This is a genomic window from Blautia sp. KLE_1732_HM_1032 (assembly GCF_025147905.1).
Classification (GTDB): Bacteria; Bacillota; Clostridia; order Lachnospirales; family Lachnospiraceae; genus Blautia_A; species Blautia_A fusiformis.
Genome location: NZ_CP102266.1, coordinates 3,372,121 through 3,395,397, shown reverse-complemented (window position 1 = coordinate 3,395,397; position 23,277 = coordinate 3,372,121). Strand labels below are relative to the sequence as shown.

Here is a 23,277-nt window from a genome sequence, read left to right as displayed (position 1 = left end):
AGTGAATAGACTCCCGACTGTGTTTCATTAAAAGGATGTTCCACATTTATTTGGCTTTTTTCTTTTCTTTATTTGGCATTTCTCCGTAGTAAGCTTTCAGATAGATATCTTTCAGCTCGGATACAAGCGGATATCTCGGGTTGGCACCGGTACACTGGTCATTGAAGGCCTGCTCGGACATCTCATCCAGAGTTTCCAGGAAATGTTTCTCATCTACGCCGTAATCACGGATCGTCGGCAGGATCTCGATAGTTCTCATAAGCTCATCCAGTTTAGCAAGAAGTTTTTCGAATACTTCTGCATCGTTCTTGCCTGTAAGACCTACAGAACGTCCGATCTCAGCGTAGCGTGCAAGTGTCTTCGGATACTGATACTGTGGGAAAGTACCCATCTTAGTCGGAACCTCAGCACTGTTGTAACGCATAACATCCAGAAGAACAACTGCGTTTGCGATACCGTGTGGCAGGTGGTGGAAAGCACCGAGCTTGTGAGCGAGAGAGTGGTTAACGCCGAGGAATGCATTGGCGAATGCAAGACCTGCCATGCAGGAAGCGTTAGCCATATGATCTCTGGCCTCTACGTCATTGCCATCTTTATATGCACGCGGCAGATACTCAAATACAAGCTTGATCGCTTTCAGTGCAAGACCATCGGTGTAATCGGAAGCCATCATGGAAACATAAGCCTCAATGGCATGTGTCATAACATCGATACCGGAAGCACGGGTAAGTCCCTTCGGTGCGCTCATCATGTTATTGGTATCTACGATCGCCATATCCGGGAGAAGCTCGTAATCAGCCAGTGGCCATTTAACGCCGGTATCCTGATCTGTGATGATGGCGAAAGGAGTAACCTCGGAGCCTGTACCGGAAGAGGTCGGGATCGCTACGAAGTAAGCTTTTTTACCCATCTTCGGGAAGGTATAAACTCTCTTACGGATATCCATGAAGTCCATGGACATATCGGAAAAGTCAGCGTCCGGATTCTCATAAAGCATCCACATAACCTTGCCGGCATCCATTGCGGAACCGCCGCCAAGAGCGATGATGCAGTCTGGCTCAAAGGCTGTCATAGCCTTGGCACCGGCTTTGGCGGAAGCGAGAGACGGGTCAGGAGCTACATCAGAGAAGCATGTATGAACGATGCCCATCTGATCCAGTTTATCTTCGATCGGTTTGGTGTAGCCATTCTTGTAGAGGAAGGAGTCTGTTACGATGAAGCAGCGTTTCTTGCCCATAACAGTACCGAGCTCATCAAGAGCAACCGGCATACAGCCCTTCTTAAAGTAAACCTTTTCCGGTGTTCTCATCCAGAGCATATTCTCTCTCCTTTCAGCAACAGTCTTGGTATTGAGAAGGTGTTTGACACCAACGTTCTCGGATACGGAGTTACCGCCCCAGGAACCGCAGCCAAGAGTAAGGGATGGAGCAAGCTTGAAGTTGTAAAGGTCACCGATACCACCCTGGGAAGAAGGGGTATTGATAAGGATACGGCAGGTTTTCATAGCTGCTTCGAATTTATCCATCTTCTCTGTTTCATTTACGTTGATGTAGAGGGAAGAGGTATGACCATAGCCGCCGTCTGCAACGAGCTGCGCAGCCTTTGCAACAGCATCGTCAAAATTCTTGGCCTTGTACATGGCAAGTACAGGGGAAAGCTTCTCGTGTGCGAATTCTTCGCTGATATCAACGGACTCAACCTCACCGATCAGGATCTTGGTCTCAGCCGGTACAGTAACGCCTGCCATTTCAGCGATAGTAGCAGCTTTCTGTCCTACGATCTTGGCATTCAGTGCGCCGTTGATAAGGATGGTCTTTCTGACTTTCTCGATCTCGTCTTTTTTAAGAAAGTAGCATCCTCTGTAAAGGAACTCTTCCTTCACTTCTTTATAAATGCTCTCCAGAACAGTTACGGACTGCTCGGAAGCACAGATCATACCATTGTCAAAGGTCTTGGAGTGGATGATGGAGTTAACTGCAAGACGGATATCTGCGCTGTCATCAATAATGGCAGGTGTATTTCCGGGTCCTACACCAACAGCCGGTTTACCGGAGGAGTAAGCTGCTTTGACCATTCCGGGACCACCGGTGGCAAGGATGATATCTGCGTTCTGCATTACCATGTTGGTAAGGTCAAGGCTTGGGATATCGATCCATCCGATGATTCCTTCCGGCGCACCTGCGGCAACAGCTGCTTCCAGAACAACTTTTGCAGCTTCAATAGTGGATTTCTTAGCACGCGGATGCGGGCTGATGATGATCGCATTACGGGTTTTCAGGGAAATAAGAGATTTATAGATTGCTGTGGAGGTCGGGTTGGTTGTAGGGATAACTGCAGCGATCAGTCCTACAGGTTCCAGGATCTTCTTGAGTCCGTATGCCTTGTCTTCTTCTACAACACCACATGTCTGAGTGTTCTTATATGCATTGTAAACATACTCTGCTGCGTAATGGTTCTTGATAACCTTGTCTTCCATGATACCCATGCCTGTTTCCTCAACAGCCATTTTGGCAAGTGGGATACGCATCTTGTCAGCAGCAGTAGCAGCTGCCTTAAAGATCTTGTCGACCTGCTCCTGCGTGTAGGTAGCAAAGATCTTCTGTGCCTCTTTCATTGCAGCCATTTTCGCGGTCAGGGCTTCTGGAGTGTCGATGATGGTAGGGATAGTTTCTTTCTTTGCCATGTGGAATCCTCCTGTTTTCATATGATAATGGTCTGTGGTCCTGCGGGCTTATCCTTTTTTCGCCGGCAGATGCTGCAGAGTTTTTGTAAGTCCCCGCGCTGCGTTTCGTTGTTGATTCAATCTGATTGAATTTTCAGTTTCGATACTGATATAGTATCAAAATTCTGAAAAAAACGCAAATTCTGAATTTTGCCGCTATGTGCAAAATGACGAACAGAAAATTAGGGGAAAATACTGTAAATTTTACTTTGCAGAACGCTGAATTATTGGAAAAATATTAAAAAAAATTTTTGAAATTCAGCACTGTGCACAAAAAACATGTTAAAAAATTGTCAGCACTGACAAAAAACATGCACACATATGAAGGGTGGGCAAAAGATAAAACGCAGCATGTAGTTAAAACATTAACGTTAAACTTTTGTCAAACGATCATGTACACATTATAATTTAATTGATTTCAGACGTCAATAGAGAATTCGATAAATAATTCACAAAAATACGGAATAATTTTGATAAAAAAATCACAAAAATATTGTGGCAAAGTAAAGCGTGATAACATAAGAAACCAAAAAACTTGAAATTATTTAAATTTTCAGAATAATTAGGCGGAAATTATCGGGATTTTTTTCAGAAATGCAGAAAAAAACTGCCATACAGGAAATGCTTCCCATATGGCAGTTTATATAAATATAGGTCAGGCGGATAAAAGCATCCGCATTCACTATGCGGCTTTGCGCCGAATTACTGTAAAAGGTTTCTGCTCAACAGTAAATGATAGCCAGGTTCGATCAGCTCTTGCGGAATGCGGCACGTTTTCTGTCTCTGGAGTCCAGAATACGTTTACGGATACGAAGGCTTGTCGGTGTTACCTCAAGAAGCTCATCCTGGTCGATGAATTCAATGGCCTGCTCAAGACTTAAGATCTTTGGCGGAACAAGCTTCAGTGCATCGTCAGCGGAAGAGGAACGAGTATTGGTAAGGTGCTTGGTCTTGCAGACATTCAGTTCGATATCCTCGGCCTTTCCGTTCTGTCCGATGACCATACCGCTGTACACCTTCTCGCCAGGTCCGACAAAGAGAGTACCACGCTCCTGAGCAGAGAAAAGACCGTAGGTAACAGTCTCGCCTGCCTCGAAAGCGATGAGGGAACCCTGTTTACGGTACGGGAAGTCTCCCTTGTATGGTGCGTATCCGTCAAACATGGTGTTCAGGATACCGGTACCCTTGGTGGAGGTAAGGAATTCGTTACGGAATCCGATCAGTCCACGGGAGGGGATGGAGAACTCGAGACGTACAGTTCCGTCGCTTGCTGTGCTCATACCCTGAAGCTCACCTTTACGCTCGCTGAGTTTCTGGATGATAGTACCGGAAAATTCTTCCGGAACGTCAACGTATGCGATTTCGATCGGCTCCAGTTTACGTCCACGCTCGTCTGTGTGATAGAGAACCTCCGGTTTGCTGACTGCAAACTCGTATCCCTCACGGCGCATGTTCTCAATAAGAACGGAGAGGTGAAGCTCACCACGGCCGGAAACCTTGAAGCACTCGGTTGTATCGGTGTCTTCTACACGAAGGCTGACGTCTGTGTTCAGCTCACGGTAGAGACGGTCACGAAGGTGACGGGAAGTGATGTATTTACCTTCCTGTCCTGCAAGAGGACTGTCGTTTACAAGGAAGTTCATGGAGATTGTTGGCTCGGAAATCTTCTGGAACGGAATGGACTCCGGGTTGTCTCCTGCACAGAGGGTATCTCCAATGTGGATATCCGCGATACCGGAGATTGCAACAATAGCTCCGATGGTAGCGCTTTTAACTTCAACTTTGTTCAGTCCGTCAAATTCGTAGAGTTTGCTGATCTTTACGCGCTCGTGTTTGTCAGGGTCATGATGGTTCAGAAGCATCAGCTCCTGGTTCACGGAAATGGTTCCGCGCTCAACCTTACCGACACCGATACGGCCTACATACTCATTGTAGTCGATGGTGCTGATAAGAACCTGCGTATCTCCGTCCGGATCTCCCTCCGGAGCAGGAATCGCATCAAGGATGGTCTCAAAAAGCGGAGCCATATTCTCAGGTTTGTCCTCAAGGTTACGAACTGCATAGCCGGCTTTTGCGGAGGCATACAGGAACGGGCAGTCCAGCTGTTCGTCAGATGCGTCCAGATCCATGAGAAGCTCCAGAACCTCGTCGACAACCTCCTCCGGACGTGCTTCCGGACGGTCGATCTTATTGATGCAGACAATAACATGCAGGTTCAGTTCGAGAGCTTTACGAAGTACAAATTTAGTCTGAGGCATGGCACCCTCGAAGGCGTCCACAAGAAGAATAACGCCGTCTACCATCTTCAGCACACGCTCTACCTCGCCGCCGAAGTCCGCATGACCTGGAGTATCGATGATATTGATTTTTACATCCTTATAATGAACTGCGGTGTTTTTGGAGAGAATCGTAATGCCGCGCTCACGCTCAATATCGTTGGAGTCCATGACACGTTCCTGGACTTCCTGGTTCTCACGGAAAACACCGCTCTGTTTCAAAAGCTCGTCAACAAGTGTTGTTTTACCGTGATCGACATGGGCGATAATGGCCACGTTACGAACATCTTCACGCTTGGTCTTCATATAATCCAAATCCTTTCTTTCCATATATAAGTAATCTTTTTTGTTAAAAATGATGTCCAAATTTATAGTCTATCACATTTTTGTGAGATTACAAGACATAAAAAAATATTTTTGGTTTTTCATTTTTCAGGCATATTATACCGTAAATACACATAGATTGATATAGACGAAATACACGAAGAGGAAGGAGAGCTACTTATTATGGCAGATAAAATTATTGAAAACAATCAGGTATCCGTTATGGGACGGATCGCTACGGGGTTTACTTTCAGCCATCAGGTCTTTGGAGAAGGATTTTACATGATGGATATCCTGGTAAAACGTCTCAGCGATTCGGAGGACAGGATCCCGGTGATGGTGTCTGAGCGGCTGATCGATATCACACAGGATTATGTGGGAGAATATATCGAGATCCACGGACAGTTCCGATCCTATAACCGTCATGAAGAAAAGAGAAACCGGCTTGTGCTTTCAGTCTTTGCCCGGGAAGTGAAGTTTGTGGGGGAGGACGAAGAAACTGTGCCGGTCAATCAGATCTTTCTGGACGGATATATCTGTAAACCGCCTGTATACAGAAAAACACCGTTGGGAAGAGAGATCGCAGATCTTCTGATGGCAGTCAATCGACCTTACGGAAAATCCGATTACATACCATGTATATGCTGGGGAAGAAATGCCAGATATGCTTCTGCTTTTGAAGTAGGCGGGCATGTACTGATCTGGGGCAGGATCCAGAGCAGGGAGTACATGAAACGGATTAGTGAAAACGAAACAGAAAAAAGGATTGCCTATGAAGTTTCGGTGAGTAAATTGGAATATGTTGAGTAACATTGGATATATTTTGGAATAGTGGTGAGAACATTAAGGTAACACTTGCATTTCCAGCCAATCTGCGGTAATATTAAAAAAATCAGAAAAATGGGGAATTACCGGTTTCACTAACAGTAAGAGGAAAAATCATGGAAAGAGAAATAACAGAGGTTTATTGCGGGAACGGGAAAGGAAAGACAACTCTGGCTGTAGGCCGGGGGCTGCGCTTTGCTACACAGGGAAAAAGTGTGATCATCATACAGTTCCTCAAGGGCAGGGAACGCAGAGAACTGGATTTCCTTGAGGAACTGGATAATTTTGATTTCAAGATTTTCCGTTTCGAAAAAATGGACACCTGCTATAATGACCTGAGTGAGCAGGAAAAGGCAGAAGAGAGAACGAATATTCTCAATGGCCTTAATTTCGCACGGAAGGTAATTGCTACCAGAGAGTGTGATTTTCTGCTGCTGGATGAGATCCTCGGGCTTATGGATAAAGGAATCGCTCCAGTTGAGACGATCATCGATATGCTTAAGCAGAAGGATGAAAGTATGCATATAATTATGACCGGACGCTGGCTTCCGGATGCTTTGAAGCCCTATGTGGATAGTATTACCACGATAACAACAGAGCTGACTGACCAGGAACGGGAATAAGCAATATTTCACAGAAGAAAGAAGGAGGAAGACAAATGGCAATTTTTAAAGGAACAGGCGTTGCAATCGTAACACCTATGCATGAAGACGGTAAGGTGAATTTTGAGAAACTTGAGGAGATCCTTGAGGATCAAATCGCGAACAGCACAGACGCCATCGTTATCTGTGGAACAACAGGAGAATCTTCTACTCTGACACACGGAGAGCATCTTCAGACAATTAAGTTCACAATTGATAAAGTTAACAAACGTGTGCCTGTTATCGCAGGAACAGGTTCCAATTGTACAGAGACAGCGATCATGATGTCCAAGGAAGCAGCTTCCTATGGCGCAGACGCTCTTCTTATTGTAACACCTTACTATAACAAGGCTACACAGAAGGGTCTTATCGCTCATTACACAGCAATTGCCAATGCAGTTCCGGAAACTCCGCTCATCATGTACAACGTACCGAGCCGTACAGGCTGCAACATCCAGCCGGCTACAGCAGCTTACCTTGCAAAGAATGTAAAGAACATTGTCGGAATCAAGGAAGCAACAGGAGATCTTTCCCAGATCGCCAAGATGATGTCTCTGGCAGACGGACAGCTTGAGCTTTACTCCGGAAATGATGATCAGGTACTTCCGATTCTTTCTCTTGGCGGACTTGGAGTTATTTCCGTACTTTCCAACGTTGCACCGAAGTTTACACATGACATGGTCATGAAATATTTCGACGGCGACACCAAGGGAGCAACAGAGGATCAGCTGAAAGCTCTTCCGCTGATCAATGCGCTGTTCAGCGAAGTAAATCCGATTCCTGTTAAGACAGCTATGAATCTTATGGGAATGAACGTAGGGCCGCTTCGTATGCCGCTCTGCGAGATGGAAGAGGACACAAAGGCAGCTCTTGCAAAAGAGATCGAGAAATTCGGCCTTAAGCTTGCTAAGTGATCTGACTGTAAGCGAAAGGTAAAGGAGAATATACTATGGTAAAAATCATCATGCACGGCTGCAACGGACATATGGGCCAGGTCATCAGCGGCATTGTGGAGAAAGATCCGGATGCTGAGATCGTAGCAGGTATTGATATTGCAGATCAGGGAAAAAACAGCTATCCGGTATTTACCGATATTGACGCATGTCAGGTAGAGGCAGATGCGATCATTGATTTTTCTTCCGCAAAGGCAACAGACAAGCTTCTTGAGTACAGCGCGGCACGCCAGATCCCGGTTGTTCTGTGCAGTACCGGTTTAAGCCAGGAGCAGCTTGCAAAAGTGGAAGAAACATCCCGAAAGGTAGCAGTGCTGAAATCCGCAAACATGTCTCTTGGTATCAACACACTTCTGAAGCTGGTTCAGGACGCAGCCAGGGTTCTTGCAGCTGCAGGCTTTGATATGGAGATCGTAGAGAAGCATCACCGCCTGAAATTAGACGCACCAAGTGGTACTGCACTTGCGCTGGCAGACAGCATTAATGAAGCTATGGATAACCAGTATCATTATGTATATGACCGCAGCCAGAAACGTGAAAAACGCGATGATAAGGAGATCGGTATCTCCGCAGTTCGCGGCGGAACTATCGTAGGTGAGCATGAGATAATTTTTGCAGGTCAGGACGAAGTGATCGAGTTCAAGCATACTGCATATTCCAAGGCTATTTTTGGAAAAGGTGCTGTAGAAGCAGCCAAATTCCTTGCAGGCAAACCGGCAGGACGTTATGATATGAGTGACGTGATCGGCTGATCCTGACAGATTGAGCCGCAACAGAATAAAATTACAGGTAATACAGACGGGGTTCGTGTAAGATCGGACCCCGTCTTTTTTTGATGAAATTGCGGTTTTTGAAATTTTTCCCAGAATAGGATAGCGGAAAAAGTGCCATATTAGGAATACAGAATTTTTTAGAAAAAGGAGAAGATCATATGAAAAAATGGAAGGCGATTCTTTTTGGTACTTTGCTTACCCTGTCTCTGTGTACATTTACAGCCTGCGGCACAGAGGTAAACAATGCGGATGAAACAGTGGATGAAAAAGATAAAAACACGAAGGATAAGGAAAAAGATACAAACGAAAATACTGCCGCAGAAGATGAAACTATGGAAGAAAAAGCAGACAATGACGGTGTGAAGGACAATGGAGAGAGCATTAAGGATTCCGGCACGGATAACAATGAGATGTCCGATGGAAATATTACCGTGACGCCTGCAGGAAATGGAAATAACGGGACAGCAGCACCCGGAGCTGCGGATGCTGACAGAAACGAAAATGACGGAACTGTATCCGGTGAGCTGGGTGACAGTGTAAAGGACCTTGGCGACGGCGTAGGTAATGCAGTGGATGATATCGGAAACGCAGTGGGAAATGCGGTAGAAGGAAGATAACAGATATTTTACCACAGCATTGCATAAAACTGTTTCAGATGCTATTATCAGTGCATGGAAAGAAAATGGAGGACAGGATTATGAAATTCAGACCATGCATTGATATACATAACGGAAAAGTAAAACAGATCGTAGGAGGAAGCCTGAAGGATCAGGGGGATCAGGCGGCAGAAAATTTTGTGTCAGAGCAGGATGCGGCATTCTATGCAGAGCTTTATAAGAAGGCAGGATTAAAGGGCGGTCATGTGATCCTTCTGAACGGAAAGGATTCCCCGAACTATGAAGCAACGAAAGCCCAGGCACTTCAGGCTCTGGGGAAATATCCCGGAGGGCTTCAGATCGGAGGCGGCATCTGCCCGGAGAATGCGGCAGAATATCTGGAGGCTGGCGCCAGCCACGTGATCGTAACCTCCTATGTGTTTAAAAACGGAGTGATCTCCTGGGAAAATCTGGAGAAGATCCGTGATGCTGCAGGGAAAGAACATCTTGTACTTGACCTGAGCTGCCGCAAAAAAGATGGCAAATATTATATTGTCACAGACCGATGGCAGAAATTTACAGAAGAGATCGTGACACCGGAGCTGATGGAAAGGCTTGGAAGCTTCTGCGACGAATTTCTGGTCCATGCAGTGGATGTGGAAGGAAAGGCCCGAGGTGTGGAAACAGAGCTTGCAAAGCTTCTGGGACAGTATACAGCCCATCCGGTGACCTATGCAGGCGGTGTGGGTTCTATGGCAGATATTGAAGAGCTTCGAAAAGCAGGTCAGGGCAGACTGGATGTGACTGTTGGCAGTGCTTTGGATATTTTTGGCGGAAGTATACCCTTTGAAGTTCTGGCTAAAATGAAATAGTATATACAAATAGTGAAGCAGATGCTTTTGTCCCATCAATCTTCTGGCACTGGTGTGCAGATATACATTTGTAATGAATTAATTAGATGAAATACTCTAATAGTTGCGCATTCACGACAAAAAAAACATTTTGAAGGAATATATCGAATAAATTTGGAAAAAATTTATGAAATTTTTGAAAAGTGATGTTAAAATTCAATTTAATATGTTATAATAGCAACATAAAACAGCAAAGGGGATGGAAGTCATGAAATTTATTATTAGTGGAAAGAATATAGCAGTAACCGAAGGACTTAAAACAGCTGTTGAGGACAAGCTTGGTAAACTTGAAAGGTATTTCACTCCTGAAACTGAGATTTCAGTAACCTTAAGCGTTGAGAAGGATCGCCAGAAGATCGAGGTAACGATCCCTGTGAAAGGTAACATTATCCGTTCCGAACAGGTAAGCAATGATATGTATGTATCCATCGATCTGGTTGAAGAGGTAATTGAGCGTCAGCTTCGTAAATACAAGAACAAGATCGTTGACAAGCAGCAGGAATCCACAAACTTCCAGAAGGCATACCTTGATAAGGATTATGAAGAGGATGAGGAAGTTAAGATCATTCGTACCAAGAAATTCGGGATCAAACCAATGTATCCGGAAGATGCATGCGTACAGATGGAGCTTCTCGGACATAATTTCTTTGTATTCTTTAATGCTGAGACAGAGCAGGTTAACGTAGTTTATAAACGTAAAGGAAATACTTACGGACTGATCGAACCAGAGTTCTGATAGGGGATTTTATTATCACAACTGAATATTGAATGGAAGGCTCCGGGAATCTGTGTGAGAAATCGGCAGGTTTCCGGAGCCTTTTATGTCACAGCAAAATCAGGCTTCTTTTCTGTTGCAAGCAATAGGGGAGAATTATATAATGAAGACATATGCGAAAGGAGGAAGGAAAAATGAAAAAGAAGCTTCCTGTGGTGATCTTAAGTGTAGCTCTTGGTATGACCATGATACCGGCTACCTGTATGGCAGCGGAATTTAACAGTGGTGACACCATAAAAGAACAGACTGTGGAGGACCTGGAACTGAGTTTCGGAGAAAACAATACAAAGGATTCACAAAAGTCAGAAATACAATGGACAGGATTTAAATGGGACAGCTATTCCCAGGCAGAGATAACGCTTACGTCAGCCGTTAACGGCGTCTGCTATTATAAATGGGCAGAGCGGGGGGAAGACGGAAATCCCCAGGTGCCTCAGATCGAGACCGGAAATACCGTGAATGATGAGGTTTTGATCAGTGAGGATGAAGAGTTCGGGATCACACTTGCAGACCTGGATACAGACCAGGCAGTTGATCTGTATATCCAGATTGAGGATGAGAATGGGAAATTAAGTGATCTGAAGCGGATGGAGCTGGATCAGGACAGCCGCCCGGCGAAAAAAACAGATTCTGAGAAAAAACATAAAGCATCCAAACCAAAGGCAGAGGACAGTACGGTAGAGGGGCTGGATTCTCCTCTGGAATTCTACCCGGATACATTTTATGATTTTAAGGTTATCGGTGCAGGTACCGATAATGAGGATCCGGAAAACGGAGACATTAAGTGGGTGCCTGTTTACTGGAGCACATCTGCGAATCCGAATTCCAACCGGATCCGAAGCACCTGGAAGATCGGTTCCAAGGAAGGAATCGACCAGGAGGGAACTTTTAATCTGTATGTTTTCTTCCGCAAATATACCTGCAAGGATTCCAAATGGCAGTCTACGGATAAGATACAGTCTGTACAGTACAAGTTTCAGTCAGCCCCACTTTCTGAAAAATAATACTGTGTGGAGTGCGAATATCTCCTTGACATAACAAATATGTAACTCACGGAGAAAAGGAGGAAGGTAAATGAAGAAAAAAGTTCTGGCACTTTTTTTAAGTGCTGCACTTTGTGTGACGGTGCTTCCGGCAACCGGTATGGCTGCAGAGTTTGGCAGCGGTGATGCAGAAATCACAGAAAATGCTGCGGACAGCCAGGAAGTGTTTTCCGCAGAGGAAACTACAGAGTCTATGGGAGAGACTGAGCAGCCTGCAGAAGACAGTGAGGATATTTCTGAGGAAATGGTGGATAACTCTTCCGATGCAACCATGGAAGATGTGGAAAACGCAGAAAATGCGGAGAACAGCGAGGATGCTTTCGGCGGAGCTGAGGAAGGAGTTTCAGAAGAGATCTCCAGTGAGGATGATCCGGAAGTATTATTGACAGAACTGATACCTGAAGAAGCAGGAGACAGTATGGAAGAAGAAAACGCAGAAGCTATGTCATCGTCAGATCCGGAGCTGACAGTGACACCGACAGCGGGTCCGGAACCGACAGTGACACCGATAACGGATCCGGAACCGACAGTGACACCGACAGCGGATCCTGAACTGACAGTGACACCAACACCGGTGCCAAAAATAAACGTAAAATGGACCGGAGAAAAATGGGTAAGCCGCAGTTCTGTAAATGTGACACTTAAAGTTGATGCAAACGGAGCCTGCTACTACAAAGCTGTAGCGAGAAAAAAGGACGGAACATCTGATGTTCCGAGGGTCGATACGGGAAACTCTCGTGTGGCGGTTACTGCAAACAGAAGCTTTGTGATATATCTTAAGAATCTGGATACAGAGAAAGAATTTGATCTGTATCTTAAGGTATTGGGTTCAGACGGAAGAACCAGCAACCTGAAAAAATTAAAGTTGAATTACAGGGGAACCCGCCCGAAATATGATGTGACGCCGACACCGACCTATATACCTTCTATACCAGATGTCAAAGATAGTTTTGTAAGAGGGTTGGATTCTCCGCTGAAATTTACTCCGAATAAATATTATAATTTTACCGTGACCGGTGCGGGAACTACAAATTCAAATCCCGGGCCTGGAGATGTGAAGTGGGTGCCGGTTTACTGGAGTACTTCACCAAATCCAACCGATAACAGGAAGAATACTACATGGCGGATCGGATCTGCCAAAGGAATAAACAAAGCCGCAACTTATAACATGTATATCTTTTTCCAGAAGTATGTTTATCAGAAATCTGAATGGAAAAAGACTGATGAAGTACAGTCAGCCGTATACCAGTTCCGTTCCGCGGCCCTTACAACGGTAAAGCTTACCACGCCCGGGTTATCCGGCACTTCCAACAGCCCTGCCGGCATCGTCTTCAAATGGAAAAAAGCTGCAAATGCTTCCGGCTACAAGATCTATCGAAGGACCGGAAACAGCAGCAAGTGGGTCAATATCGCTACCGTAAGCGGAAGCAATACGCTGGTCTATACAGACGGATCAGTAAAATCAGGAACCATGTATATCTATACAGTCCGCGCATACAAGGGCTCTGCTTTAAGTGCTTATAACAAAAACGGCAGCCGGATCGTCCGTCTGACAGCTCCGGTGCAGTACAAACCGTCCAGCAAGGCTTCCGGGAAGCTGACTGTCCGCTGGAAAAAAGCAGCTGGCGCTTCCGGCTATCAGATCCAGTATGCGGCCTCAAGGTCCATGAGAGGGGCCAGAACAGTGTCCACCAGTGCACTGACCCGAACACTTTCCGGTTTGAAAAAGGGAAGCACTTATTATGTTCGTATCCGTGCATACAAAAAAGTGAGCGGAAAGACATATTACGGTGCCTGGAGCAGTGTGAAAAATGTAAAAGTAAGAAAATAAGATCTGTAATATCCCGCGGGATCCTCGAAAACAGGATCCTATGCGGGATATTTTCTGTTATTCCTGACATGATTTGTTAAATAATTGTTCATTGTTTTTATAACAGGAAAGTGGTAGAATATATACCATATGTGATCCAGTATAACGGATATCAACAGAGAACTGGAATGATCCAAAATTGGACAGATCAGAGACAGCAGTCTTATTCGAATAAAATGATTGGAGCAGAAACATGAATGTTTTTTCAAAAGTATTTGGAACCCGCAGCCAGCGTGAGGTAAAACGTATTATGCCGCTGGTTGAAAAAACCGAGAGCTATCAGTCTCAGATGCAGCAGCTTACGGATGAGCAGTTACGAGACAAGACAAGAGAATATAAGAAACGTCTTGCAGAAGGTGCAACACTGGATGATCTTCTTCCAGAGGCATTTGCCACCGTACGTGAGGCAGCCAAGCGTGTACTTGGAATGGAGCATTACCGTGTACAGATCATCGGTGGTATCATCCTTCACCAGGGCCGTATCGCCGAGATGAAAACAGGTGAAGGTAAAACTCTTGTTTCCACACTTCCTGCATATCTGAATGCCCTTGAGGGTAAAGGTGTCCACATCGTAACCGTCAACGACTACCTGGCAAAACGAGATGCTGAGTGGATGGGTAAGGTTCACGAGTTCCTTGGCCTGACTGTAGGCGTGGTACTTAACGACATGAAGCCGGAAGAGCGTCGTGCGGCATACGGATGTGACATCACATACGTAACAAACAACGAACTTGGATTTGATTATCTTCGTGACAACATGGTCATCTATAAAGAACAGCTTGTTCAGAGAGATCTTCACTACTGTATCATCGATGAGATCGACTCTGTCCTGATCGATGAGGCACGTACACCTCTGATCATTTCCGGACAGAGCGGCAAGTCCACCAAGCTTTATGAGGTGTGCGATATCCTTGCACAGCAGCTGGAGCGTGGTGAGGCCAGCCATGAGATGACCAAGATGGCAGCCATCATGGGTGAGGAGGTTATCGAGACCGGTGACTTCGTTGTAAATGAGAAAGATAAGATCGTCAACCTTACCGAGCAGGGTATCAAGAAGGTTGAGAAATTCTTTAATATCGAGAACCTGGCAGATCCGGAAAACCTGGAGATCCAGCACAACATCATCCTTGCACTTCGTGCACATAATCTGATGCACAAGGATCAGGATTATGTTGTAAAAGATGACGAGATCCTGATCGTTGATGAGTTTACCGGACGTATCATGCCGGGCCGTCGTTACTCCGATGGTCTTCATCAGGCGATCGAGGCGAAAGAGCATGTGAAGGTTAAGAGAGAGAGCAAGACTCTCGCAACCATTACCTTCCAGAACTTTTTCAACAAATATGACAAAAAAGGCGGTATGACAGGTACAGCCCTTACCGAAGAAAAAGAGTTCCGTGATATTTACGGCATGGACGTTGTAGAGATCCCGACCAACCGTGTAGTACAGCGTAAAGACCTTGATGATGCTGTTTACATGACAAAGAAAGAGAAATTCAACGCCGTTGTAGAGGCAGTTAAGGAAGCGCACGCAAAACATCAGCCGGTACTGGTTGGTACGATCACCATCGAGACTTCCGAGCTTCTCAGCAGAATGCTGAAGAGAGAGGGAATCCCCCACAATGTATTGAATGCCAAGTTCCATGAGCTTGAGGCTGAGATCGTAGCTCAGGCAGGACAGGCAGATGCCGTTACCATTGCGACCAACATGGCAGGCCGTGGTACCGATATCAAGCTTGACGATGTGGCAAGAGAGGCCGGCGGTCTGAAGATCATCGGTACCGAGCGTCATGAGTCAAGACGTATCGATAACCAGCTCCGTGGACGTTCCGGACGACAGGGAGATCCGGGTGAATCCCGTTTCTACATTTCCCTTGAGGATGACCTGATGCGTCTGTTCGGTTCCGAGAGACTGATGAAGGTGTTCACATCCCTTGGTGTTGAGGAGAATGAGCAGATCGAGCACAAGATGCTTTCCAATGCTATCGAGAAAGCCCAGGAGAAGATCGAGTTCAACAACTTCGGTATCCGTAAAAACCTTCTCGACTATGACCAGGTTAACAATGAGCAGAGAGAGATCATCTATGAGGAGCGCCGCCAGGTACTTGACGGTGAGAATATGCGTGATGCCATCTATAAGATGATCACAGATATCGTAGACAGCATGACAGACATGTGCTTTTCCGATGACATGGATTCTTCTGAGTGGGATCTTAATGAGTTCAACACTGCGATCACTCCGATCATCCCGATCCACCCGCTGACCGCAGAGAAGGTAAAAGGCCATAAGAAAGATGAGATCAAGCACATTGTGAAGGAAGAGGCTGTGAAGCTTTATGAAGCGAAGGAGGCTGAGTTCCCGGAACCGGAGCAGCTTCGTGAGCTTGAGCGAGTTGTCCTTCTGAAATGCATCGACAGCAAATGGATGGATCACATCGATGATATGGAAATGCTCCGTCAGGGTATCGGTCTGATGGCATATGGCCAGAGAGATCCGGTTGTTGAGTACAAGATGAACGCATTCGAGATGTTTAACAGCATGATCAGCTCCATTCAGGAAGACACTGTACGTATGCTGTATCATGTTCATGTGGAGCAGAAGATCGAGCGTGAGCAGGTTGCTAAGGTAACCGGCACAAACAAAGATGACAGCGCAGGCCCGAAGAAACCGGTTCAGCGAAAAGAAGATAAAGTATACCCGAATGATCCATGCCCATGCGGAAGCGGCAAGAAATACAAACAGTGCTGCGGACGTAAGGCTGCCAAGATCTGAGAATAAAGATAAAAATAGTCTCACCCTGATGATGCGGTGGGGCTATTTTTTCTGGAATTTCTGTTACACAGGAATAGAGTGCAGCGAATATTAAGTAACCGTCATATAGACTTGTCTGATTTTTCATATGCTGCGTTGTCGTCAATCGCCGTAGCCACCGATACGCTTCATTCCCTCGCCCTGCATATGAGAAAGTCATCTTGCGTCAATATAATAGATACTTAATTTTCGCTGTAAGAGAAGGGGTATGATAATATGGCAATTATAAAAACTGCAATTCTTCAGACACATGTATATACTGATAAATTTCGCAATATCACCCAGGCAGCAGAACTTCTTGCCAGCCCGGAGCTTCAGGGGATCGATCTGGCAGTCCTGCCCGAAATGTTCTGCTGCCCCTACGAGAACAAATACTTCCCGGAATATGCCGAAATTGAGGGCGGAGATACCTGGGAAAAATGCTCCAGGCTGGCAGCGGAATACGGAATTTATCTCGTAGCAGGAAGTATGCCGGAGAGAGATGAAGCCGGCAATATTTATAACACTTCCTATGTCTTTGACAGAAATGGTCATCAGATCGGTAAGCACCGGAAGATGCATCTTTTTGACATTGATGTAAAAGGCGGTCAGTATTTTAAAGAATCCGATACCCTGACACCGGGAGACCAGGTGACGGTTTTTGATACAGAATTTGGTAAAATGGGCCTTTGCATCTGCTACGACTTCCGTTTTCCGGAGCTTGCCAGGCTGATGGTGGACGAAGGCGCCCAGGTGATCATCGCGCCGGCTGCTTTTAACATGACAACAGGGCCCCTCCACTGGGAGCTGATGTTCCGCCAGAGAGCCGTGGATAACCAGGTATACACCATCGGAGCTGCCCCCGCCAGAGACCTGAACGCCGGGTATCATTCCTGGGGCCACTCCATTGCCGCAGACCCCTGGGGAAAAGTCCTCATGGAGATGGAAGAGAAGCCGGCTGTGAAGGTTGTGGAACTGGAACTGGACGAGGTAAAAAAAGTCCGTGAGCAGCTGCCGCTTTTGAAGCACAGGAGAGGGGATATTTACGCCCTGACCACGTTTTCGTTGTAATTTCCATGCCCATATGGTATTGTATAAGACAGGCAGGAAATCCTGTATCAATATATAGAAAGAAGGTGAAGCTGTGGTTGAGTTAGATCAGTTCAAGAGTATTCTTGCAACATACACAGAGCCATTAGTGGAAGTGAGGGATTCACTTTGACCTCGCTAACAAAGAGCAGAAGGTCGAAGAATTAGAGCGCGAGATGGAAGCGCCTGATTTCTGGGATAATGCGGAAGCATCCCAGATGAAGATGAAACAGTTAAAGAGTCTCAAGGACGATATTGAGACATACCATAATCTGGAAACGCAGATGGAAGATATGGAAACCATGATCGAGATGGGATATGAAGAGAATGATCCTGAGATCGTCCCTGAGATCCAGGAAATGCTGGACGAGTTCCAAGCAAGCTTTGACAGCATCCGTGTGAAGACACTTCTTTCCGGAGAGTACGACGGAGAGAACGCCATCATCAAGCTGAACGCAGGAGCCGGCGGAACAGAGGCCTGCGACTGGTGCGGAATGCTTTATCGTATGTACAGCAGATGGGCGGAGAAGAAAGGCTTTGCGCTGGAGGTCCTGGATTACCTTGACGGTGATGAGGCCGGTGTGAAATCCGTAACCTTCCAGGTGAACGGAGAGAACGCCTACGGTTATCTGAAATCCGAGAAGGGTGTTCATCGTCTTGTACGTATTTCTCCGTTTAATGCAGCAGGAAAGAGACAGACTTCATTTGTATCCTGCGATGTTATGCCGGATATCAAGAAGGATCTGGACGTAGAGATCAATGACGATGATATCCGTATCGATACCTACCGAAGCAGTGGTGCCGGTGGACAGCATATCAACAAGACATCCTCTGCGATCCGTATCACCCATTTTCCGACAGGAATCGTGGTACAGTGCCAGAATGAACGTTCTCAGCACATGAATAAGGACAAGGCTATGCAGATGCTGAAGGCCAAGCTGTATCTGCTGAAACAGCAGGAAGCCGAGGAGAAGCTTTCCGGCATTCGAGGCGAAGTGACAGATATCGGCTGGGGAAACCAGATCCGTTCCTATGTCCTGCAGCCATACACCATGGTAAAAGACCATAGAACCAATGAAGAAACCGGTAATGTTGACGCAGTTCTGGACGGTGGTATTGACATTTTTATCAATGCATACCTGAAATGGATCGCGCTGGCGAAAAAGAAAGAATAACATTACTGTCACGGAACCCCATAAAGACAGAGAAAAGGACTCCGCAGGCAAAAAAGCGCTTGTGGAGTTTCTTTTATTATGATAATATATCTCTTGTACAAAAACAGTTGTCTTTATGAAACGGACAGGAGGCTGCTGGCCACAATGTGAACAGCAGTCAGAGAGGTTGCTATGCAGAAACAGGTTGAAAAGAAAAAATACTATGTAGTAAGAGAACGGGCAGTGCCGGAGGTACTTCTCAAGGTGGTTGAGGCCAAGAGACTGCTGGAATCCAAACGGGTGGCTACTGTTCAGGAAGCTGCTGAAAGGACCGGGATCAGCCGCAGTTCTTTTTACAAATATAAGGACGATATTTTTCCTTTCCACGAGGAGACCAAGGGAAAGACCATCACCTTTATCATTCAGATGGACGATGAGCCGGGGCTTTTATCAATGGTGCTGCAGACGATTGCCCGTTTTCACGGTAATATCCTGACCATACATCAGAGTATTCCCATTAACGGAGTCGCAACGCTGACGCTGAGCGTTGACATCCTTCCGGGAGAAGGCGACGCAGAGGCTATGGTGGAGAATATTGAGCAGAGAGACGGTATACACTATTTGAAAATTTTAGGCAGGGAGTAAGCATATGATAAACATAGCAGTATTAGGCTACGGTACAGTAGGAAGCGGAGTTGTTGAAGTCATCAACACCAATCATGAGAGCATTAACAAGAGAGCTGGAGATGAGATTAACATCAAGTACGTTCTTGATTTAAGAGATTTTCCGGGAGATCCGGTTGAGAAAGTTCTGGTTCATGATTATGAAGTGATCGTAAACGATCCGGAGGTAGATATTGTTGTTGAGGTTATGGGCGGGATCGAGCCGGCTTATACCTTTGTAAAAAGAGCGCTTCAGGCAGGAAAGAGCGTAAGCACATCCAATAAGGCTCTGGTAGCCAAGCATGGTTCCGAGCTCATGGAGATCGCAAAAGAAAAAAATATCAATTTCCTTTTTGAGGCAAGCTGCGGCGGCGGTATCCCGATCATTCGTGCACTGAATTCTTCACTGACAGCAGATGAGATCGATGAGATCACAGGAATCCTTAACGGAACCACCAACTACATGCTTTACAAGATGAGCACAGAGAACTGTGATTTTGATACGGTTCTGAAGGAAGCTCAGGCAAAGGGCTATGCAGAGGCAGATCCGACTGCAGACGTAGGAGGTGCTGACGCATGCCGTAAGATCGCCATCCTTTCTTCACTTGCATACGGAAAATTCCTGAATTACGAGGATATTTATACAGAAGGAATCACAAAGATCACACCGGCAGATATGGAATATGCAAAAGAGCTTGGCATGACTATCAAGCTTCTTGCCACAAGCCGCAGGATCGGAGATTCTTTCTATGCAATGGTAGCGCCGTTCCTGGTAGGCCAGAGCAGCCCGCTTTACAGTGTAAATGATGTGTTTAATGCAGTATTTGTGCACGGAAATGTTCTTGGAGATGCCATGTTCTACGGAAGCGGAGCAGGTAAGCTTCCGACTGCAAGTGCAGTAGTTGCAGATGTTGTGGATGAAGCAAAGCATCTCCACAGAAATATCATGACAAACTGGAGCAGCTATGCCCTGAAGCTTATGGATATGGATGAAGTTGAGGGACGTTTCTTCGTACGTGTGTCTGATACTACTATGGATGAAGTGGAAAAAGCTTTTGGTGATGTACAGACCATCGAGCCGGATGACCTTCCGGACGAATTCGGATTTATCACACCGGTGATGAAGCAGGCTGAATATTATGAGAAGATCAGCAAGCTCACCGGAAAAGTACTGGCAATGATCCGTGTAAAGGATTGATGCCGAAGGGAAGAAAAGAACATGTTGATTGTAAAAAAATTCGGCGGTACTTCTGTGGCAAACAAAGAGCGTATCTTTAATGTTGCTAGAAGATGTATCGAAGATTACAAAAAAGGAAACGACGTGGTGGTCGTGCTTTCTGCAATGGGTAAGTATACCGATGAGCTGATCACCATGGCAAAGGATATCAATGACAAACCTCCGAAACGTGAGATGGATATGCTTTTTACCATCGGAGAGCAGATGTCAGTGGCACTGATGTCCATGGCTATGGACAGTCTGGGAGTACCGGCTGTTTCTCTGAATGCCTTTCAGGTAGCTATGCACACAACAAGTGCACATAGCAGCGCACGCCTGAAAAAGATCGATGCGGCACGTATCCGCAGAGAGCTGGATAACCGCAGGATCGTTGTGGTCACAGGCTTCCAGGGCATTGATAAATATAATGACTATACCACACTTGGACGTGGCGGTTCTGATACCACAGCCGTAGCTCTTGCGGCAGCGCTTCATGCAGATGCCTGTGAGATCTATACCGATGTGGACGGTGTTTATACCGCTGACCCGCGTAAGGTTCCGAATGCCCGCAAGCTTAAGGAGATCACTTACGATGAAATGCTGGATCTGGCAACTCTGGGTGCGGGAGTGCTTCATAACCGTTCTGTGGAGATGGCAAAGAAATACGGCGTGCCGCTGGTGGTACGTTCCAGTCTCAACAACAGCGAAGGAACTGTGGTAAAGGAGGAAGTAACAGTGGAGAGAATGCTGATCAGCGGTGTTGCTCTGGATACAGATGCAGTACGTATTGCTGTGATCGGACTTAAAGATTCACCAGGAGTGGCATTTAAGCTTTTTGATACCCTGGCTAAGAAAAATATCAATGTGGATATGATCCTTCAGTCTATCGGCCGTGCCGGAACCAAGGACATTTCCTTTACTGTTGATAAAAATGATCTGGACGATGCAATGGGTGTTCTGGAAGCTAACCAGGCACGCATCGCCTATTCTGAGCTTCATGCGGAGAAAAACATTGCCAAGCTTTCTATTGTAGGAGCAGGTATGATGAGCAATCCGGGTGTTGCTGCAAAAATGTTCGAAAGCCTTTACAATGAGGGTGTGAACATCAATATGATCGCAACATCTGAGATCCGTGTGACGGTTCTCATTAACGAGAAAGATGGCGTACGTGCCATGAATGCGGTACATGATGCGTTTAATCTTGCAGACTAAACAGATGTGAAATATGAGAATATGATATATCTGAAGTAAAAAATGACGGGGCGGAGGCTTGGATGAGTCTCCGCCTTCTATAACGAAGGGATACAGAATTATGAGAAAAAATCTGAAGGGCTGTAAGAAGCTGGCAGGGGAAACTCTGGCCGGTAATTTTACGGTCCCTGTGATCGGGAGTATTGCGGTTGCGGCGATGAGCGCAGTTTCAAGCTATATTTCCACAGCACTTTTTCCGGGAGATTCCCTGTATGCGATCATTGGAGGAGAGGTATTCAGCTTTGTCCTTTCTCTGGTGATCTGTATTTTTTCCGCAGGACTTTACCGGATCTATTTGAATATTTCCAGAAGGGAAACCTACTCTTTCGGAGACCTTCTGTACTTTTTCAGCCATCAGCCGGATCATGTGATCGTGGCATCCTTTGTGCTGGCATTGATCAATCTGGTGACATCACTTCCACTGGCGTGGTTTTCTTTTACAAGCAATATGGGAAATACAACGGAGGAGCAGATGAACTGGGCAGTAACTTACATGCTGCTCACACTTCTCGGGTTCGCGCTGAACCTGCTGGCAGCTATGCCGTTCACCATGAGCTATTACATCCTGTCCGATAATTCGGACATAAAAGGAGTGCAGGCACTGAAAGCCAGTGCAAAGCTTATGAAGGGACATTACTGGGAATATATGAAAATGCTCTTAAGTTTTGTTCCGTGGATCATTTTTTCCATATTTACATTGTATCTGGCACTGATCTGGCTGGTGCCTTATATAGAAACCTGTATGGCAGTTTTCTATCGGAATATTTCCGGAGAGTTTGATGAACCTCCAGAGGATCCTTATCCTCCGGTAACTCCGATCCCGCAGTTCCATGATGAAACCGAAGCCTGATCGCCTTCCGGAGGATGTTTTCCCTTTCCGGGAGGATGCATGAAACGCAGGTGATGCCCTTTCCGGGGGGATGCTTGAAACGCAGGTACTTTCCCTTTCAGGGGGACCATTTTGGCATGGGCAGGTACGAGGGGGAAAGCACTCAAAGTTGCGAAGCCCGCTTTTCCCCCTCGAGCTCCCCCTTTCCGGGCACGCAGCTATTGTAGGTTGTAGAAATATGTGAAGATATTGGAGGGGCGATGGATTCTACTACGTTGGCTGTGGAAGGTTGAGCCGATTTATGCTGACGTAAATATATTGGCGAAGCCTGTTCCTGAATAACAGCGATACACCACAATCCAGAGAACAAGCCCGCTACGCAGTCCACTTTCCCATTCAGCCAGAAGCGATAAACAGTGAAGAAGCAATAATCAGCGCCGAAGCAACAATCGGCTCAGCCTGCTACTGTCGGTACAGCAGAATACAGTGCCGAAGCAATAATCGGCTCAGCCTGCTACTGCCAGTGCAGCAGAATACATGGCCGAAGCAATAATCGGCTCAGCCTGCTACTGCCA

At 46.1% G+C, this 23,277-nt stretch carries 18 protein-coding genes; 16 read left to right on the top strand and 2 right to left on the bottom strand.

Annotated features, from left to right (window positions below; translation table 11 throughout):
* Positions 1-46: 46 nt before the first annotated feature.
* Both adhE and typA read right to left on the bottom strand, forming a co-directional pair.
* Positions 47-2,683: a bifunctional acetaldehyde-CoA/alcohol dehydrogenase gene (adhE, locus tag NQ489_RS16035; protein ID WP_044962213.1), complete on the bottom strand. Its 2,637-nt coding sequence runs from the start codon at positions 2,681-2,683 to the stop codon at positions 47-49.
* Between the two features lie 788 nt (positions 2,684-3,471).
* Positions 3,472-5,304 (bottom strand): translational GTPase TypA, encoded by a 1,833-nt coding sequence (gene typA / locus NQ489_RS16030; RefSeq protein WP_044962244.1) that lies wholly within the window; start codon positions 5,302-5,304, stop codon positions 3,472-3,474.
* A gap of 201 nt (positions 5,305-5,505) precedes the next feature.
* Here typA and NQ489_RS16025 point away from each other — a divergent pair, with 201 nt between their 5' ends.
* The 16 genes from NQ489_RS16025 (at position 5,506) to NQ489_RS15950 (ending at position 22,723) form a co-directional block, all read left to right on the top strand.
* Entirely contained in the window at positions 5,506-6,132 is a 627-nt protein-coding gene (locus NQ489_RS16025; RefSeq protein ID WP_021652685.1) for a single-stranded DNA-binding protein, read from the top strand.
* Positions 6,133-6,263: 131 nt separating this feature from the next.
* On the top strand, positions 6,264-6,770 hold the full coding sequence (locus NQ489_RS16020) for a cob(I)yrinic acid a,c-diamide adenosyltransferase (RefSeq protein ID WP_015526247.1): 507 nt from the start codon (positions 6,264-6,266) through the stop codon (positions 6,768-6,770).
* Positions 6,771-6,805: 35 nt separating this feature from the next.
* The gene (gene dapA, locus NQ489_RS16015; protein ID WP_015526246.1) at positions 6,806-7,702 is read left to right on the top strand and encodes a 4-hydroxy-tetrahydrodipicolinate synthase; all 897 of its coding nucleotides are present in this window, start codon (positions 6,806-6,808) and stop codon (positions 7,700-7,702) included.
* Positions 7,703-7,737: 35 nt separating this feature from the next.
* A complete protein-coding gene (dapB, locus tag NQ489_RS16010; RefSeq protein ID WP_021652686.1) occupies positions 7,738-8,493 on the top strand; it encodes a 4-hydroxy-tetrahydrodipicolinate reductase in 756 nt (251 codons plus the stop codon).
* A 179-nt stretch (positions 8,494-8,672) separates the two neighbouring features.
* Positions 8,673-9,131 carry a hypothetical protein gene (locus NQ489_RS16005; RefSeq protein WP_021652687.1) on the top strand — a complete coding sequence of 153 codons (459 nt, stop codon included), beginning with the start codon at positions 8,673-8,675 and terminating at the stop codon, positions 9,129-9,131.
* 80 nt (positions 9,132-9,211) lie between these two features.
* Entirely contained in the window at positions 9,212-9,982 is a 771-nt protein-coding gene (gene hisA / locus NQ489_RS16000; protein ID WP_044962215.1) for a phosphoribosylformimino-5-aminoimidazole carboxamide ribotide isomerase, read from the top strand.
* A 247-nt stretch (positions 9,983-10,229) separates the two neighbouring features.
* Positions 10,230-10,757: a ribosome hibernation-promoting factor, HPF/YfiA family gene (hpf, locus tag NQ489_RS15995; protein WP_015526242.1), complete on the top strand. Its 528-nt coding sequence runs from the start codon at positions 10,230-10,232 to the stop codon at positions 10,755-10,757.
* A 173-nt stretch (positions 10,758-10,930) separates the two neighbouring features.
* Positions 10,931-11,800: a hypothetical protein gene (locus tag NQ489_RS15990; protein WP_044962217.1), complete on the top strand. Its 870-nt coding sequence runs from the start codon at positions 10,931-10,933 to the stop codon at positions 11,798-11,800.
* Between the two features lie 70 nt (positions 11,801-11,870).
* Entirely contained in the window at positions 11,871-13,670 is a 1,800-nt protein-coding gene (locus NQ489_RS15985) for a fibronectin type III domain-containing protein (RefSeq protein ID WP_021652692.1), read from the top strand.
* A gap of 232 nt (positions 13,671-13,902) precedes the next feature.
* Positions 13,903-16,482: a preprotein translocase subunit SecA gene (gene secA, locus NQ489_RS15980; RefSeq protein ID WP_021652694.1), complete on the top strand. Its 2,580-nt coding sequence runs from the start codon at positions 13,903-13,905 to the stop codon at positions 16,480-16,482.
* Between the two features lie 255 nt (positions 16,483-16,737).
* Complete coding sequence (locus NQ489_RS15975) at positions 16,738-17,571, top strand: carbon-nitrogen hydrolase family protein (protein ID WP_021652695.1); 834 nt, start codon at positions 16,738-16,740, stop codon at positions 17,569-17,571.
* A 73-nt stretch (positions 17,572-17,644) separates the two neighbouring features.
* A protein-coding gene (gene prfB, locus NQ489_RS15970; protein WP_110104007.1) for a peptide chain release factor 2 occupies positions 17,645-18,764 on the top strand; the annotation gives its coding sequence in 2 pieces (ribosomal slippage) (positions 17,645-17,719 and positions 17,721-18,764; 1,119 coding nt in all).
* 171 nt (positions 18,765-18,935) lie between these two features.
* Positions 18,936-19,388 carry an ACT domain-containing protein gene (locus NQ489_RS15965; protein ID WP_021652696.1) on the top strand — a complete coding sequence of 151 codons (453 nt, stop codon included), beginning with the start codon at positions 18,936-18,938 and terminating at the stop codon, positions 19,386-19,388.
* Between the two features lie 4 nt (positions 19,389-19,392).
* Entirely contained in the window at positions 19,393-20,604 is a 1,212-nt protein-coding gene (locus NQ489_RS15960) for a homoserine dehydrogenase (RefSeq protein WP_021652697.1), read from the top strand.
* Between the two features lie 21 nt (positions 20,605-20,625).
* Positions 20,626-21,834 (top strand): aspartate kinase, encoded by a 1,209-nt coding sequence (locus NQ489_RS15955; RefSeq protein WP_021652698.1) that lies wholly within the window; start codon positions 20,626-20,628, stop codon positions 21,832-21,834.
* Between the two features lie 100 nt (positions 21,835-21,934).
* The gene (locus tag NQ489_RS15950) at positions 21,935-22,723 is read left to right on the top strand and encodes a DUF975 family protein (RefSeq protein WP_021652699.1); all 789 of its coding nucleotides are present in this window, start codon (positions 21,935-21,937) and stop codon (positions 22,721-22,723) included.
* The last annotated feature ends 554 nt before the right edge of the window (positions 22,724-23,277 follow it).

Excerpts from the sequence above, each read along its gene's own strand:
- NQ489_RS15955 (WP_021652698.1), top strand. The coding sequence starts at position 20,626 with ATGTTGATTGTAAAAAAATTCGGCGGTACTTCTGTGGCAAACAAAGAG.
- typA (WP_044962244.1), bottom strand. The coding sequence starts at position 5,304 with ATGAAGACCAAGCGTGAAGATGTTCGTAACGTGGCCATTATCGCCCAT.
- hisA (WP_044962215.1), top strand. The coding sequence starts at position 9,212 with ATGAAATTCAGACCATGCATTGATATACATAACGGAAAAGTAAAACAG.
- NQ489_RS16025 (WP_021652685.1), top strand. The coding sequence starts at position 5,506 with ATGGCAGATAAAATTATTGAAAACAATCAGGTATCCGTTATGGGACGG.
- NQ489_RS16020 (WP_015526247.1), top strand. The coding sequence starts at position 6,264 with ATGGAAAGAGAAATAACAGAGGTTTATTGCGGGAACGGGAAAGGAAAG.
- NQ489_RS15950 (WP_021652699.1), top strand. The coding sequence starts at position 21,935 with ATGAGAAAAAATCTGAAGGGCTGTAAGAAGCTGGCAGGGGAAACTCTG.
- NQ489_RS15965 (WP_021652696.1), top strand. The coding sequence starts at position 18,936 with ATGCAGAAACAGGTTGAAAAGAAAAAATACTATGTAGTAAGAGAACGG.
- NQ489_RS15960 (WP_021652697.1), top strand. The coding sequence starts at position 19,393 with ATGATAAACATAGCAGTATTAGGCTACGGTACAGTAGGAAGCGGAGTT.
- NQ489_RS15985 (WP_021652692.1), top strand. The coding sequence starts at position 11,871 with ATGAAGAAAAAAGTTCTGGCACTTTTTTTAAGTGCTGCACTTTGTGTG.
- secA (WP_021652694.1), top strand. The coding sequence starts at position 13,903 with ATGAATGTTTTTTCAAAAGTATTTGGAACCCGCAGCCAGCGTGAGGTA.
- hpf (WP_015526242.1), top strand. The coding sequence starts at position 10,230 with ATGAAATTTATTATTAGTGGAAAGAATATAGCAGTAACCGAAGGACTT.
- adhE (WP_044962213.1), bottom strand. The coding sequence starts at position 2,683 with ATGGCAAAGAAAGAAACTATCCCTACCATCATCGACACTCCAGAAGCC.
- NQ489_RS16005 (WP_021652687.1), top strand. The coding sequence starts at position 8,673 with ATGAAAAAATGGAAGGCGATTCTTTTTGGTACTTTGCTTACCCTGTCT.
- NQ489_RS15990 (WP_044962217.1), top strand. The coding sequence starts at position 10,931 with ATGAAAAAGAAGCTTCCTGTGGTGATCTTAAGTGTAGCTCTTGGTATG.
- dapB (WP_021652686.1), top strand. The coding sequence starts at position 7,738 with ATGGTAAAAATCATCATGCACGGCTGCAACGGACATATGGGCCAGGTC.
- NQ489_RS15975 (WP_021652695.1), top strand. The coding sequence starts at position 16,738 with ATGGCAATTATAAAAACTGCAATTCTTCAGACACATGTATATACTGAT.
- dapA (WP_015526246.1), top strand. The coding sequence starts at position 6,806 with ATGGCAATTTTTAAAGGAACAGGCGTTGCAATCGTAACACCTATGCAT.